Source organism: Larkinella sp. VNQ87, from assembly GCF_049445795.1.
GTDB lineage: Bacteria > Bacteroidota > Bacteroidia > Cytophagales > Spirosomataceae > Larkinella.
In genome coordinates this window covers 38,159-53,247 of record NZ_JBMSDT010000020.1, presented here as the reverse complement: position 1 = coordinate 53,247, position 15,089 = coordinate 38,159, and the positions used below count along the sequence as shown (strand labels likewise).

At 52.9% G+C, this 15,089-nt stretch carries 11 protein-coding genes; 4 read left to right on the top strand and 7 right to left on the bottom strand.

What is annotated here, in order from left to right:
- Positions 1-24: 24 nt before the first annotated feature.
- On the bottom strand, positions 25-363 hold the full coding sequence (locus ACO2Q8_RS27010) for a PadR family transcriptional regulator (RefSeq protein ID WP_423348013.1): 339 nt from the start codon (positions 361-363) through the stop codon (positions 25-27).
- Between the two features lie 125 nt (positions 364-488).
- Here ACO2Q8_RS27010 and ACO2Q8_RS27005 point away from each other — a divergent pair, with 125 nt between their 5' ends.
- Positions 489-620 (top strand): hypothetical protein, encoded by a 132-nt coding sequence (locus ACO2Q8_RS27005; RefSeq protein ID WP_423348012.1) that lies wholly within the window; start codon positions 489-491, stop codon positions 618-620.
- 2 nt (positions 621-622) lie between these two features.
- Here ACO2Q8_RS27005 and treF read toward each other — a convergent pair whose 3' ends face one another.
- The gene (gene treF, locus ACO2Q8_RS27000) at positions 623-2,203 is read right to left on the bottom strand and encodes an alpha,alpha-trehalase TreF (RefSeq protein WP_423348050.1); all 1,581 of its coding nucleotides are present in this window, start codon (positions 2,201-2,203) and stop codon (positions 623-625) included.
- A gap of 26 nt (positions 2,204-2,229) precedes the next feature.
- A complete protein-coding gene (locus ACO2Q8_RS26995) occupies positions 2,230-3,252 on the bottom strand; it encodes an IS630 family transposase (RefSeq protein WP_423348011.1) in 1,023 nt (340 codons plus the stop codon).
- 189 nt (positions 3,253-3,441) lie between these two features.
- On the opposite strand from ACO2Q8_RS26995, the gene ACO2Q8_RS26990 reads away from it, so the two are divergent.
- Positions 3,442-3,915, top strand: coding sequence for a hypothetical protein (locus tag ACO2Q8_RS26990; protein ID WP_423348010.1), 474 nt, complete (start codon positions 3,442-3,444; stop codon positions 3,913-3,915).
- A gap of 262 nt (positions 3,916-4,177) precedes the next feature.
- Here the strand turns inward: ACO2Q8_RS26990 and ACO2Q8_RS26985 are convergent, their stop codons facing one another.
- The 3 genes from ACO2Q8_RS26985 to ACO2Q8_RS26975 all read right to left on the bottom strand — a co-directional run bounded on the left by ACO2Q8_RS26985 (position 4,178) and on the right by ACO2Q8_RS26975 (position 11,613).
- Positions 4,178-6,541, bottom strand: coding sequence for an ABC transporter permease (locus tag ACO2Q8_RS26985; RefSeq protein WP_423348009.1), 2,364 nt, complete (start codon positions 6,539-6,541; stop codon positions 4,178-4,180).
- 151 nt (positions 6,542-6,692) lie between these two features.
- Complete coding sequence (locus ACO2Q8_RS26980) at positions 6,693-9,101, bottom strand: FtsX-like permease family protein (protein ID WP_423348008.1); 2,409 nt, start codon at positions 9,099-9,101, stop codon at positions 6,693-6,695.
- A gap of 130 nt (positions 9,102-9,231) precedes the next feature.
- Complete coding sequence (locus ACO2Q8_RS26975; RefSeq protein ID WP_423348007.1) at positions 9,232-11,613, bottom strand: ABC transporter permease; 2,382 nt, start codon at positions 11,611-11,613, stop codon at positions 9,232-9,234.
- Between the two features lie 48 nt (positions 11,614-11,661).
- Between ACO2Q8_RS26975 and ACO2Q8_RS26970 the strand changes: the two genes are divergently transcribed.
- Both ACO2Q8_RS26970 and ACO2Q8_RS26965 read left to right on the top strand, forming a co-directional pair.
- Entirely contained in the window at positions 11,662-12,108 is a 447-nt protein-coding gene (locus ACO2Q8_RS26970; RefSeq protein WP_423348006.1) for a hypothetical protein, read from the top strand.
- Positions 12,109-12,126: 18 nt separating this feature from the next.
- On the top strand, positions 12,127-12,582 hold the full coding sequence (locus ACO2Q8_RS26965; protein WP_423348005.1) for a hypothetical protein: 456 nt from the start codon (positions 12,127-12,129) through the stop codon (positions 12,580-12,582).
- A gap of 63 nt (positions 12,583-12,645) precedes the next feature.
- Here ACO2Q8_RS26965 and ACO2Q8_RS26960 read toward each other — a convergent pair whose 3' ends face one another.
- Positions 12,646-15,063 (bottom strand): ABC transporter permease, encoded by a 2,418-nt coding sequence (locus ACO2Q8_RS26960; RefSeq protein WP_423348004.1) that lies wholly within the window; start codon positions 15,061-15,063, stop codon positions 12,646-12,648.
- Between the last annotated feature and the right edge of the window lie 26 nt (positions 15,064-15,089).

Sequence of the window (15,089 nt, the reverse complement as noted above, 5' to 3'; positions counted from 1 at the left end):
TGTTCATTCTCAATAAATTGCTTTTCAAAGACTTGTGGCCGGTTTCAGCGGGTTCAGCAAACGGCTCCAGAAACTGACGCGCACGTCCTGAATTTCTTCCAGCGTCCGCCGACCGTAGGCAGTAACCGTAAACAACCGCTTCCGACGACCCCCGCGCTCGGCCGTGGGCTCGCCCATTTCCGACTTCACCATGCCTTTGTCTTCCAGCCGCTCCAGGGCCGAGTGAATCTGGTTCAGCCGCACCGACCGGCCGGTTTGTTCGATGATTTCGTGGGTGATCGCGACGCCGTATGCACCGCCTTCCAGCACGGCCACCGTCAGCAGTACGATCTCTTCAAACTCACCTAAATAACTGCGCTTCATCGCTATCAATTAGTTCTATTTTTGCTGATCAAATGTCTTGCCAACGCTGAAAACCGTCCTTGGAGCGCTCAGAAAGGGGTGTTCAACAAAACGGATGTACGAAATCGGACAGTTTTTGTCCGATTGTGAACGGACCATTATTCAGGCTGGAGAAAATCGCCACCTGCCCGATTTGGAAAGAGGATTTCAACGACGGTTTTTTCCACCTGAAAGACCACCGGATCCTGTTGGCTTCCGGCGAATTCCTGGTGCGATGATCCTACCGCTTGCCGTGGGTCGCTACCAGTCCGTCGTGAGCCTGGAGAGCCAGATAAATCCCGTTGGTCCAGCCAAAACCGTCCTGGTTGGGGTACTCTCCCCCACCGGCGGGCAAATTGGTATCCACCACGTTGTATTTTTCCATCATTTTCCCCGTATTCCGGAATACCTTGTCATTGAGCGCCATCCAGCGTTGCCTGATTTCGGCGGCTGTCTCTGCAAAACCGTACTTCAACAGGCCCTGGTGCGTGATCCATTGCAGGGGTGCCCAGCCGTTCGGGCAGTCCCACTGCTGTCCGCTGGTCTGAAGCGTCGACACCACTCCGCCTTCTTTGAGAAAGCTTTTTTTGACGTGCTCGTGCACATGAGTCGCCTGCTCGTCGGTTGCCAGCCCAAAGAACAGCGGAAACAGGGCCGCCAGTGACCAAACCGGCGTCGGCTTGTGCAAAACGACGTTGTAATCCATGAAAAACTGCCGCTGTTCATCCCAGAGGTACGTCATAATGGCTTTCCGCCTGGTTTCGGCTTTTTGCCTGAAATGCTCATACGGTTCCTGAAAAGAGCTTTGGCGGTACGCATCCGACAGGGTTATTTCCAGGTCATACAGCAGGCAGTTCAGATCCACCGGAATGATATCCGTGGTATGGATGGTGGCCAGCCGGTCCGGATCGCCAAACCAGCGGCAACTGAAATCCCAGCCGGACTCACAGGCCGCCCGGATGTGCCGGTAGAGCGTTCCGGGCGCGACCCCGTACGGAGCCGCTTCATGGGCGAGTTCAACATCCTCCCGATACGACTCGGGGCGGGGTGCCGCGAGGTCGTCCCAGTAGCGGTTTAAAATGCCCCCATCGGGCAACAACACCACGCGCCGGAAATCGCCCTCGTGATCACTGAGCCGAAAGTAACCGTCCATCCAGTAATTGTATTCTTTCTGCATGTGAGGCAGGTAGCGAACCAGGGTGGCCGGGCCGTCGATGTCGGCCAGTAGCCGCACCATCAAGGCAAAAAACGGCGGTTGCGAGCGCGTCAGGTAATAGCTCCGGTTGGCATTCGGAATGTGGCCGTAGGTGTCGATCAGGTGCGCGAAATTATCGACCATGTGCCGGATCATCTCGTATTCGCCCGACACCCGCAGCCCCAGCATGGTGAAGTAACTATCCCAGTAATAAAGCCCGCGAAACCGCCCACCGGGGACGATGTAGGGTTTCGGAACAGGCAGCATCGAACACATCGTTTCGGATCGTCGCTCAAAAAGCGGCCACATCTGGTTCAGATGCACGGCCGTCGGCAGCGTCTGGTCGCTGACGTGGTCGGTTTCGAGGTTTTTCGGCAGGTGAAAATAAGTATGAACAAAATCCGCTAACCGGAACCCATCCCGGTGTTTCTCAATTTCATACTGGCTCAGAATTTCTTCCGGTGCGCGCCGGGGATAGCAGTCGGCGAAGGTGATGGAATCGTCAAATACCGGCAGCATCTGTACATCGTGAAACAAAGGGCCAAATAGTTGGTCGGGGGGCAAAATGGCCGGTACGACACTGTATATTTGAGGAGGCTGTTGCGTTGTCTCTGCCATACAATCAATTTGCGGTTTTCTATACTCAGGCTTGTTTAGATTGCGACTAACTGGCGATTTTGGACAATCGCAAACTTGAGCACCAGTAGTCGTTCCAACTGGGCACGATAAGGCTCAAGCTGGCTTAAGAAACCGAGCACAGCTTGCCGAAATTGGGAGGCCGTTGGGTAGTAGACCGAGTCAATGGCTTTCTGCTGCATGAATCGCCGGGCGACCCCGTTCCACAGCCGCTCGATGGGATTCAGATTGGGTGAGTAAGGGGGTAAAAAGTGTAATCTGAGCGGTTTATCGGCCAACCAGGTCTGGACCTGTCGGCTCACATAGTAACGGGCCGAATCGCAGTAAACGTGAATCAGCCGCTTGTTTGGATTAGCCGCCAACACCTGCTCGAGCAGGGCAATCGTCGAGTCAAAGTTGATGGTCAGATCCTGGCGGGCGATGACCTCACAGGGGTTCAGGGCGTTAACGACCGCGTTGATGTTGACCCGGTAGCGAGCCGAGTTACAGGCGATGGGCCGCGGCTGACCCCGTTCGATCCAGCCGTAGGCCGGGCGTGTATTATGCTGGAAATGAACGGCATCGGCAAAGTAAACTACCTCGTCAGCAGGCAGTTGCGTGATCTGTTGTTGCAGTTCCGCCACGAAGGCGCGTTGCTTGTCGGCATCGGCCTGCGGGGCGACCAGCGTGGTCTTCTTGTAGCGAAAGCCTAGCCGGTGCAGGAGCTTAACGAGCCCTTTCGGGGGGTAGCTGACCGAGAAGGTAGTTTGAATCCAGGCGGCAATCTCAGCGGCTGAACGAAAGAAACGCTGGCGGAGTTGGGTTTGCAAGTGAGCCAATTGGACCGAGTCTAGTCGCCCCCACCAGCCCTGGTAAGCATCGCCCAGATAGTCTTTGGGGGCCAAACTGCGAAAGCTTTGGGCATAGCGGTAAACCGTCGTGTTGTCGATACCCAAAACCTCTTCTACCTGATTGGGATCAAATCCCTGATCAAGCATGAGGATGGTGGTGATTTTGACATAGTCGCGCTTGGCCGACTCGGTACGTTGGAGTTGACGCATTAGTTGGCGTTCGCTATCAGTCAGGGTCACTAGCATCAGAAGGCAAAGAAAACAAAAACGCTTATTTAGTCGCAGTCTTTTTACTGCTTAGTATAGTAAACGCAATAGATTCCGCTTGGTTTGTGGCGCTCTGCCATAAGCCATGTGTTTTTCCTGATCCGTCTCTTGTTAAAACCGGTAAACGATCCTATGCCAACCACCTCCCACCGCCCCGGCCAGCGCATTCTGGCCATCCTGCTCCTGTTCTGGTCGCTGTATGTATCGCTTGTTTTTCTGAGCAACACCGCCGACGCGCTGAGGGCACTCAACTGGCTCCCGGCCAACTGGATTTTTGTTTCGGGCAATTATGCGCTCGTCCGCCAGGTCATCAGCATTTACAGCACGTCGGTCTGGCTATCCGGTCTCTTTTATGGGGGCGTTCTGATCTGGCAAAGTGTGGGTTCCATCCTGCTCTGGCGGGCCTTCGCGGCTACCCTTCGGCAGACGCCCAACCGCCAGGCCGCCACCGAGCGCGCGCTGACGGTTTTGATCGGGTTGTGGGCGGCTTTTATCGTCGCCGACGAATTTTTCCTGGCCTACGAACTACCCGGCCTCTCCTCCACCCACTTCAGCCTCCTCCTCACCAGCCTGGCCACACTCATTGCTTTCAGAATTAAGAGTTAAGAGTGATGAGTTAAGAGTTGCGCTGCGGTAGCTAACTCTTAACTCATCACTCTTAACTCTTAACTCCCCTTGCTCACCGCTTCCGTCAGACCTCGTGAGGGCGGTCAGTGAAGTGGCCTGTTTGAGAAAGCGTCTGCGCGAAGTTGTCATTGTCTGAACCTGGATTACGCGGATTAAAGGATTAATTAGGATTGCTTCCGCAACGCGTTTTTTGCATCCTAGTTAATCCTTTAATCCGTGTAATCCAAGTTCAAGACATTTTCTACTCCGTTTTCAAACTCTTCACTGGATTCATCAACGCAGCTTTGATGCTCTGAAAGCTGATCGTAAACAGGGCGACGAACAGCGAGGCCACCACGGCCACAGCAAACATCCACCACTCGATGTCGATGCGGTTTTCGTACTTCTTCAGCCAATCGGTCATGGCCCACCAGGCAATCGGCAGGGCTACCAGCGAAGCGATGAGCACCAGCCACAGGAAATCTTTCGATAACATCAGCACAATGTTGGAAATGCTGGCCCCCAGCACCTTGCGGATGCCGATTTCCTTCGTTCGCTGCTCGGCCGTGAAAGCCGCCAATCCGAACAGGCCCAGACAGGAAATAAAAATGGCCAGAAAAGCAAAGTAATTGGCCAGCTTGCTGATGACTTTTTCACCCTTGTAGTACGTCCCGAACTCCTGATCGGTAAACTTGTATTCAAACGGGTATTTCGGGTTGAACTTCCGGAACGTTTTTTCCAGATTCGCCAGGGCCTCCTGGGTCCGGCCTTTCTCGCCCCTGACCAGCACGACCCCGTCGAATTCGTTCCGCTGCATGTGCAGAATCAGCGGATCAATGGCAACGTGCAGCGAATTGATGTGATAATCGTTCACGATGCCGACAATGGTACCTTTGCGCCCCCAGAAGGTCAGCTCTTTTCCGACCGGATCTTTGTAGCCGATTTTGCGGGCGGCAGCCTCATTGATGATGTAATTGGAAGTATCCGTACTGTACGCGGGCGAAAAATCCCGACCTTCTTTCAATCGAATGTTCATCGACTGCAGATAACCGTAGTGGACGGCGGTTTGGTGAAACAAAATCCGTTGCGTTGTGTCCTTGCCCGGCCAGGTCACGCCGACGGTAGAACTACCCACCACCAATGGGTCCGACCAGGAAGCCGAAGCCGCCTTGATGCCGGGTTGATTTACGAGTTCGTTCCGGAACGTCGGGAAATTCTTTTTCAAATCCCCTTCCAGCGGCATGTACACCAGATTTTCTTTGTCGAAACCCAGGTTTTTATTCTGGATGTACTGAATCTGGCGGTAAATCACAACCATGCCTACAATCAGAATAATCGACAGTGAAAACTGAAAAACGACCAGTCCTTTGCGGAAAAGCGTTGCACTGGGTTTGAATTTCAGAACGCCTTTCAGCACAACCACCGGTTGCAGGGACGACAGGAACAAGGCCGGGTAACTGCCCGCCAGCAAACCGGTAATGAGCGTCAGCCCCAGCAGAATGAGCCAGAAATTCGGACTCGAAAGCATAAAAGCCAGGTGCTTTTCGGTCAATTCGTTGAAAACCGGTAACAGCATCAGCACCAGCAACAACGCCACCAGCAGCGCCAGGAAGGAGATCAGCAGCGACTCGCCCACAAACTGGCCCATCAGCGACTGCCGCATCGCTCCGACCACTTTCCGGACGCCCACCTCCTTCGCCCGTTTGACCGAGCGGGCCGTGGCCAGGTTCATGAAGTTGATGCAGGCAATGATTAAAATAAAAACTGCTACGATGATGAACAACTGCACGTATTCGATCCGCCCGCCATTTAGCTTGCCGTTCTTAAAATTGGAGTGCAGGTACGCATCGCTGTATTTCTGCAAAAGCAGGGCAATATTAGTAACCTGCTTGTTGGTTTTCAGGGAAATATAGTCCTTGATTTTCGCCGAAAACTTGTCCGGGTCAGTATTGGGCTTTAGCAGGACATACGTCCGGGGGCCGTTGTTGTCCCACTCTTTCGCCCAGGGATTCAATTTGAGAAATAATTCCCAGGAAATCAGAAAATCAAATTTCAGCGAGCTGTGCTCAGGCAGTTCTGCCAGCACACCCGTCACCATCAGGTCTTCGGTGTTATCAATCCGGATCGATTTGCCCAAGGCACTCTGGTTGGGAAAATACTTACGGGCCAGTTTTTCGCTGATCACGATGTTGCCTGACCGGGTCAGCGCCGTTCGGGGGTCACCTTCGCGCAATGGAAACGAAAACATAGTCAAAAAATCCGTGCTCGCGTACCGTCCCTCTTCCTTGGCAAAGGTATTGCCCACGGCCAGCAGGAGGTTATTTTCCCACGAAAGCATGGCCGCCTGCTCCACCTCCGGAAAATCTTTCTTCAGGTGTTCGGCTAGAACACCGGGCGTTGCAGGCGTGGTGCTCAGGTCCTGCCCGGCCCAATTTTGATTTTCCAGCACCCGGTAAAGCCGGTTGTCGTTGGCATGAAACCGGTCCATAGCCAGCTCGTCCTGCACCCAGAGTAAAATGAGCAGGCTACACGCCATACCCAGCGCCAGACCGAGGACATTGATCAGCGAAAACGTTTTGTTGCGGAGCAGATTCCGCCAGGCAATTTTGAGGTAGTTCGTTAGCATAGTTGTCAGGTTAATGTCTTGAACTCGGATTACGCAGATGAAAGGATTCAGTAGGATATAAAAAGATTGAGATAGCTCATCTTGGCCGCGTCGGTAGTCTGATAATCCCGCGTCGGCGGCTCGGTTTCATCTGTGTAATCCGAGTTCAGAATTATTCACTTCGTAAGCTTTTTACCGGGTTCATGAAGGCGGCTTTGATGGATTGAAACGAAACCGTCAGGAGCGCGATCAGAATGGCCAGCAAACCCGCCAGCACAAACACCCACCAGTCGATGTCGATCCGGTACGCAAAGTCCTGTAACCACCGATGGATTGCGTACCAGGCCACCGGCGACGCGATGAGAATAGCGAACAGTACCAGTTTCAGGAAATCCCGGGACAGCAGGGCAATGATCCCGGTAACCGACGCGCCCAAGACCTTCCGAATCCCAATCTCTTTGACCCGGCGTTCGGCTGAGAACGAAGCCAGCCCGAACAGCCCCAGGCAGGAAATCAGAATCGCCAGCGAAGCCAGAATGCCCACAATTTCGCTCACCTGGCCGTCGGCCCGGTAGAGTTCCCCAAAATGCTCGTCCAGGAACGTGTATTCGAACGTCTGTCCGGGAGCCAGTTTGTTCCAGACGCCCTGCACGTAGGCAATGGCCGCTTTGGTATTTTTGCCGTTGATCCGAACCGACATTTCACTATAGCCCCAATCCTTCTGATCGAAAATGCAAAGTGTCTCGATTTTATGATGAAGCGAGTTGAAATTAAAATCTTTCGCAATGCCGACAATCCGGCCCAGCGAATCCAGGCCCCCAAAGCCAAAATTCCGGCCGATCAGCGATTGCATCGTCGCTTTTGGCTGCTCTTTCAGCAGTTCTTTTGCCAGCGATTCGTTGATGATATACGCCCGCCCGTTGTCGGTTTTGCTGTCTTTTAAAAAATTTCGCCCGGCAATAATTGGGATCTTATACAGCGTCAAATAATCGGGATCGACAATAATCTGCGACGACGTTAATTCGCGCACCGGCCCGTCACCGTGAAACCGGACACCCGTCTGATGGAGGTTGTTTCCTAACCGTTGTTGCGAACCCGTTACCGCTGTGACCAAAGGGCTCGTCAGCAATTCCTGCTTGATTGCATCAAACTTCGGATTCGTCAGTGAATTCAGCGGAAGTATCATCACTTGGTCGCGGGAAAATCCGGGGTCCCGATCCTGCATAAACCGTAATTGTTTGACGACAAAAGCCGTGGCAATAATCAGAAAAACCGCCCCGGTAAATTGGCCAACCACCAGTATATTCCGGAACGAACCTTTGTTCCGACCGGTTTCAAGGGTGCCTTTCAGTACTTTGGTAGGCTGAAAAGCGGAGAGGAAAAATGCGGGATAACTCCCCGAAACAATTCCGATAACCACCGCAAACCCGATCAATAAAAGTAGCAAACCGGGATTGGTAAACAACGAAAAATCCAGTTCCCGCTGACTCAGGTTATTTACGTAAGGTAAGACTAATTTCACCAGCAACAACGCAAAAACCAACGCGATGAACGATAGCAAAATAGACTCGCCGATAAACTGAACCGACAACTGCGCCCGCTCGGCTCCGACCGATTTTCGAATCCCGACTTCCTTGGCCCGACCAGCGGATTTAGCCGTGCTCAGGTTCATGAAGTTGATGCAGGCAATCAGCAGGACGATAAGGGCGATGACCGAAAAGACGTAGGTGTAATTTTGATCGAACTTCTGAAAATTGAGGTAATCGTGGGTAATATTCGTGGAGTTATCGTGCACTTCACGCAGCGGCTGGAGAAATAATTCGTAGAATTTCCAGCCGTCACCATTCATGTGTTTCTTCAGAAATGCCGGAAATTTTTTCTCCAGAGAAGCGACATTCGTATTGTCTGTTAATTCGAGGTAAGTGACCAGCCAGTTTCCACCCCAATTGTTCATGGCGTCAGGCCCGACGAACGTATTAAAGGAAACTAATCCATCAAATTGCAAATGGGAGTTTTTGGGCGTATTTTCCAGAACACCGGTTACTTTAAACGTGGTCGTATCCGAACTATATACGATTAGAGTTTTGCCGATGGGATCTTCTTTTCCAAAAAAGGCAGTGGCTTTCTCTTCGGTCAGCACGATACTGCCCGGATTCTTTAAAATATGCTCCTTATCACCCTTGATTAAGTTGAAATCGAACAGGTGCAAAAAGGAGGAATCAGCCCACAACATCTGGGGCATAATGATTTTTTTATCCCCGTATGTCAGCGGCACTTTCTTGTAGGGCCGAACCCGGACAAAACTGCGGATTTCCGGGTATTCCTTCACCAGCGTCGGCCCCATCGGAAACATGGACAAAGCCACGTTTTGGGGAGCTACCATGCCCGGAAATTTCTGCACTTCGTCGAGCCGGTAGATGTTTTTCCGGTGCATCCCATCGAAGCTGTTTTCGAATGTTACGAAAAGCATGATCAGGATACAGGCCGCCATGCCGACTGCCAGGCCAATGATGTTAATGGTCGAAAAAACCTTGTTTTTCCACAGGTTCCGCCAGGCAATTTTGAGATAGTTCGTTAGCATAGTTGTAAAAGGGTCTTGAACCTGGATTACACGGATTAAAACGGTCCGCCGTAGCGGGATTAAACGGGATATAAACAAATTGCGGTAGCCATCCTAATTTATCATTTAATCCGTGTAATCCAGGTTCAGATTACTCACTCCGCAGTGAGGTCGCCGGATTCACGAGGGCAGCTTTGACGCTTTGGAACGAAACCGTCAGCAGAGCCACCAGCCCGGACAGCCCCCCCGCCAGCGCAAATGTCCACCAGTCGATTGTGATTTTGTAAGTATATGCCTCTAAAAACCGGCTCATAATGTACCAGCCCATCGGCGTGGCAATCGCGAAAGCCACCAGAATCCGTTTTAAAAAATCTTTCGACAGCAACGACACGATGCTGGCGACGCTGGCTCCCAACACTTTCCGGACACCGATCTCCTTGGTCCGCTGCGTAACGACAAACGACACCAACCCGAACAACCCCAGGCATCCGATCAGTATACCAAGGATAGCAAAAAGGCTCAGAAAGTTGCTCAGCTTGCGCTCGTCGTCGTAAAAAGCCCGGATATCCTGATCCAGAAACTGAGTTTCGAAATAATAGCCCGGAAAAACCGCCTTCCAGTCCTCCTCAATATGACGCAGGGCACTTGGCTGCTGCCGAAGATCGATCCGGATGCTGGCTTGCTGGAAATTCCAGTCGGCATACAGGAACGCATGCGGCACAATGCTCGACCGCAGGCTTTGAGAATGGTAATCTTTCACCACCCCCATCACTGTAAACGGCTGGTTCCCGTCCAGCATAATCTGTTCACCCAGAGCTTTTTCCGGATTTTGATAGCCAAAGTCGCGGGCGGCTTTTTCGTTGATGATCACGACCGTTCCGGTATCCGCGCGCGTCCACGACCGCCCGGCCACCAGCGGTATTTTATAAAACCGGAAGTAGTTTGTATCGACATACTGCATCCGAAACTCAGCGGCTCCGGTGGGCAAATTGCGGTGGTGAATGGTGCGCCACCACCAGTTGTGGTTGCTTGAGGGCGAGGTCAGGGCAAAAGCGACGTCTTTAATTTCCGGATGCGTCAGCAGTCGTTGCCGAAAACGCTCCCGCAACACAGCATTGCCTTTGTCCGGCATCTCAACGGTAACAATGGCTTTCTTGTCAAATCCCAACTCGGTTTCGTAGAAATACCGGATTTGCTTCGTGCCAATCAGCGTGCAGATGACCAGCACCTGCGCTAGGACAAACTGAGCCACCACCAGTGACGCCCGCAGCGAAAGCCCGTTGGCCGGTACTGGTAAAAACCGCCCGCGCAACGCTTTCACGGGCTGAAAACCGGACAGCACGAGCGCCGGATAAAAACCGGCCAGCAGTGTTACGCCAACGCCCAGCATCACTAGAAATCCGACCGTTCCGGCATCCCAGATGTGCGATTGGGCAACCTGTGTGTTCAGCAACTGATCAGCATAGCGGATTAATTGCGTAGCCAGCAAACTGCCCAGACTAATGGCCGCAAAAACCAGCAAGGCAGTTTCGCCAAAAAACTGTACCATGAGTTGGCTCCGGCTGCTGCCCAGCACCTTGCGGACGCCGATTTCGCGGCTCCGGCGAACGGCCTGCACCGTGGCCAGGTTGACAAAATTGATGCAGGCGATCACAATCAAAAACAGTCCGACGACCGTCAGTGTATTCAACATCCACTGCGGAATGACGTAGTTGAACGGATCCGGATCGGTTTCGGTATTGCGGTGAATCTCCGTAATGGGCAAGAGATGATAGCTGTTGTTGGCCGTTTCGTTGGCGTGTTGCCGGGCCAGGTTGCTCAAGGCCGCTTCGATCGCCGGAGCCGATGCGCCAGGCTTCAGGAGCACATAGCCGTGGTGCATCGAATCGCCCCCACCCCAGTATTCTTCGTTGGTATATTCATGCGCGATTCGTTTCAAAGTCTCGCGGGACGCCAGCACCTGAAACTGAAATTCCGTATTGACCGGCATTTTTTGAATGATTCCCGACACCACCAGATCAGCCTGGTTGTTGAAGCGGATGGTTTTGCCCATCGCGTTTTCATTCGGGAAAAACCGGGCGGCCGTGGGTTCGTCTAGCACCACCTGGTACGGCTGGCTGAGCGATTGCTGCGCCGAGCCCTGCACCCATTCCACGTCGATCATCTCCAGAAATTGCGGGGGCGCGAAAAAGATATTTTTCACCTTGAAGACCGACTCGCCAATCCGTAACCCTTTCGGAGCCATTCCGTATACGTTCACGGCCTTTTCAACCCCGGAAATCTGCCGGTTGAGCGCCTTGACCGCCCCCTGCGGAACCGATGTTCCCTGCTCGCCGTACCGGTTTTCGACAATGATCCGATACAGCCGGTCGGCCGTTGAATGGTAACGGTCGAAGCTGTATTCAAACCGCACAATCCAGAACAGGACAATGGCAATGCCCAGCCCCAGCGTCAGCCCAGCGAGGTTGATCAGCGCGTAAGTCCGGTTCCGAATCAGGCTCCGGAGGGTGGTTGTTACGTAATTGCGAAGCATGAAAAAATACGGTATGTTTGTTTAATCAAGTCATTTTTCTTTCAGGCTATGTATAAACCAATTTATCCATTGCCATCGATGGCCCAGGAAGATGAAATGGGCGTTTATGCCCCCTTCATTCATCAGCGGATTATCGCCCAACTGACGGCCGGTTTGTATCCCTTGTATAAATCAGGTCAGATTCCGTACGAACCGCTTCCTGAAATGATGCTCAGCGAAGGGTATGCAACGCCGGTTCCTGATCTCATGTTGTTTGAGTACCAAACCGATCAGACGAAAATCATTATTGAAATCTGCCATACCCGAGGCCAAAAACATGATCTGTCTAAAGTTGTCACGTTGATCGATGAAGACATCTACGGAATCCTCGAAGGCTTCGTCTACAATTACAAAACCGGCGACTGGTTCCGCTACCGGAAAGGCGACGGTGGCCTGACCGAACCCTCCTCCTTCTCCGAAATCCTCCAACTCGACCTGAACGCTTTTCTGCAATAGTCCAAAAACCGCACCCCCATGTACTTTCCATCCACCAATCCTTTACCCCTTGTTCAGGAAGATCAGGGCGTTTGGGCACCCGTCGAACACCAGCGCATCATTGCCCGACTCACCGTTGGCCTGGGTGTTCTTTTTTACCGGGAAAAAACCATCGACCTGGAACCCTTGCCTGAGACGATGCTCGATGAAGGGAAAGCCAGCCTAGTGCCCGATATCTCCCTGCGTGATGCAAAAACCGCACAAACGCCGATCATTATTGAAGTATGCCACACCAACGGACGAAAAGGGGACCTGCACAAAATTATTCAACTGATCGATCAGGACTTTTACGGCATCCTCGAAGGTTTCCTCTACGATTACCGAACCCACGAGTGGTTCCGCTACCGCAAAGGCGACGGTGGCCTGACCGAACCCTCCTCCTTCTCCGAAATCCTCCAACTCGACCTGAACAGCTTTTTGAGTTATGAGTTATGAGTTGGCTCCGCCGTTTCCTGGAAATGTGGCAGCGCCAACTCATAACTCTTAATTCTTAACTCCTCATTCCGAGCGCAGCGAGGTCACCGGGTTCATCAGAGCTGCCCGGATGCTCTGAAAACTGACGGTTACGAGCGCGATGACACCGGCCAGCAGCCCGGCCAACGCAAACATCCACCATTTAATCTCGATCTTGTAGGCAAAATCCTGCAACCATTTGTCCGTAAAATACCAGGCAATGGGCGCAGCCAGCAGTAGGGCGATAAAAACCAGCTTCAGAAACTGGAACGAGAACAGCCCGAAGATGTGGGAAGTCGATGCACCCAGCGCTTTCCGAATCCCCACTTCCTTCGTCCGCGACTCGGCCATAAACGCCACTACACCGTATAAACCGAGACATCCGATGAAAATCGCAATCCCGGCCAGCAACCGGAATAGCGCATAAAGCCGCTCTTCAGCCGCGTAAAAATTAGCAATGGTGTCGTCCAGGAATTCATACTTGAACAGAAAGTCCGGGAAGGTTTCCGACCAGGCCGCTTCCACACTTGCCAGTGTCTCTTTTACCCGCGTGGCATTTCCCGAAACCTGAACGCCCAGGTTCCCGTAGGCATCCCGGTGAGTGGTCAGCACGCAGGGTTCGGTGGTCTGGTGCAGCGAGAACGTATTGAAGTCTTTCACGACGCCCACAATCGGTAACCGCCGACCGTTCAGTTGAATCGTTTTGTTCAGAATCTCCTCCGGATTTCGCAGGCCCAACTTCGCCACAAACCGCTCGTTGACCAGCACTTCCCGCATCGTATCAGCGGGCAGATTGATCCGGCCGGCAATCAGTTTCAGGCCGTAGGTACGAACGTACGAGGTGTCGGCGGGGCGCATCACGACGCCGTAATCTTCTTCTTTTTCCCGGTTTTCATACCGAAAACCGGTCCACCAGTTACCCCGCGCCGAGGGAGAGGAAATCCCGAAGCTCATCGCACCCAGGCCCGGCAAACCGGTTAGTTTAGCCTTCAGCGACTCCAGTTGTCCCGGTTTTTTCTCCGGAATCGGAATCATGACGATGGATTCTTTCCGAAAACCAAGGTCAGCATTCCGGAAATAGTCCATCTGGTTATACACAATCACGGTGCCGATGATGAGTGTTTGCGAAATGGTAAATTGCAGCACGATCAGGCTCCGTCGGAGCGTCAACTGGCCACTTTTCGAGGCCCGGATTTTGCCTTTGAGGGCCAAGACCGGCTGGTAGCCCGACAACACCAGCGCCGGATAAAAACCGGCCAAAACCGTCGTAAACACCGCTAACAAAATCAGAAAGCCCAGGACGACCGGATCACCGAACAAAGAAACAACTAGCTTGATATTGAGCAACTCGGCCACTGACGATAGCGAAAAATGAGCAATCAGCAAGGCCAGCAAAACCGCCAATCCGGTCAGAAAACCGGTTTCGCCCAGAAACTGCCGCACCAGTTGAAAACGCGAACTGCCCAGCACCTTCCGCACACCCACTTCCTTCGACCGCCGGATCGCCTGGGCCGTCGCCAGGTTGACAAAATTGACGCAGGCCGTGACGAGCAGAAATAAACCGATCAGCGCCATCGCCCAGATCATCTCCTTGCCAATGGTCCGTTCGTTGAACGCAGTCATTCCGACCGTGTAATGAATGTCGGTCAGCGGTTGCAGCTCGTAGAACTGATCACGTGCCTCCTCTTCACTGATGTGTTTCCGCAGAAAAGGCACGAGTTGCTGCTCCATCGTCGTCTCAGCCATCGTTTCCGGCAACGTCAGGTAGAGTTGCGCCCCGGTGTACGACGAGCCCCAGTCGTCCCAGTTGGTATTCGCGCCGTACTGTTTCAGCGACGAAAACGACAGCAAGACATGGAACGGGATGCTGCTCGTCACCGGCGGATTTTTCACAATCCCGGTCACCAGAAAATCCATCTTATTTTCCACCTTTAGGGTGCGACCCATCGGGTCGGCATTGCCGAAATACTTGTGCGCTAGGTCTTCCGAAAGCACCACCGTGCCCGGACGGTTCAGCGCCGTAGCCGGATCTCCGCTGACCCATTCGTAATCAAACAGCCGAAAAAACTCCGGTTCGGTGAAAGCTACCACCCCATTTTCTTCCTGAAACCGGCGCATATTCCCTTTCGACCGGCCCTCTTCAACGGCAACCACCGGCCTTCTGACATCGTGAATATACGTCAACTGTTGTTTCAAAGCCGGGAAATCGGTTCGCAAAGCGGCCAGCACCGGCAACGGAATGCCCACGTTGTAGCCATCTTCCGGTTTCGTAAAATGCCGGATCAGCCGGTACGTGTGATCCGCCTTCGCGTGATGCCGGTCGAAGCTCAGTTCGTACCGGATCACGACAAACAGCAGCAGGCAACACGCCAGACTGAGCGTCAGCCCAACCACGTTGATAACCGAGTAATTCCAGTTGCGCCGAAACGCGCGAAAAGCGGTGATGAGATAGTTTTTTAGCATTGTTGTTTGAGTTAATTGTCTTGAAC

Excerpts from the sequence above, each read along its gene's own strand:
- ACO2Q8_RS26980 (WP_423348008.1), bottom strand. The coding sequence starts at position 9,101 with ATGCTAACGAACTATCTCAAAATTGCCTGGCGGAACCTGTGGAAAAAC.
- ACO2Q8_RS26985 (WP_423348009.1), bottom strand. The coding sequence starts at position 6,541 with ATGCTAACGAACTACCTCAAAATTGCCTGGCGGAATCTGCTCCGCAAC.
- ACO2Q8_RS26965 (WP_423348005.1), top strand. The coding sequence starts at position 12,127 with ATGTACTTTCCATCCACCAATCCTTTACCCCTTGTTCAGGAAGATCAG.
- ACO2Q8_RS26975 (WP_423348007.1), bottom strand. The coding sequence starts at position 11,613 with ATGCTTCGCAATTACGTAACAACCACCCTCCGGAGCCTGATTCGGAAC.
- ACO2Q8_RS26995 (WP_423348011.1), bottom strand. The coding sequence starts at position 3,252 with ATGCGTCAACTCCAACGTACCGAGTCGGCCAAGCGCGACTATGTCAAA.
- ACO2Q8_RS27010 (WP_423348013.1), bottom strand. The coding sequence starts at position 363 with ATGAAGCGCAGTTATTTAGGTGAGTTTGAAGAGATCGTACTGCTGACG.
- ACO2Q8_RS26970 (WP_423348006.1), top strand. The coding sequence starts at position 11,662 with ATGTATAAACCAATTTATCCATTGCCATCGATGGCCCAGGAAGATGAA.
- ACO2Q8_RS26960 (WP_423348004.1), bottom strand. The coding sequence starts at position 15,063 with ATGCTAAAAAACTATCTCATCACCGCTTTTCGCGCGTTTCGGCGCAAC.
- ACO2Q8_RS26990 (WP_423348010.1), top strand. The coding sequence starts at position 3,442 with ATGCCAACCACCTCCCACCGCCCCGGCCAGCGCATTCTGGCCATCCTG.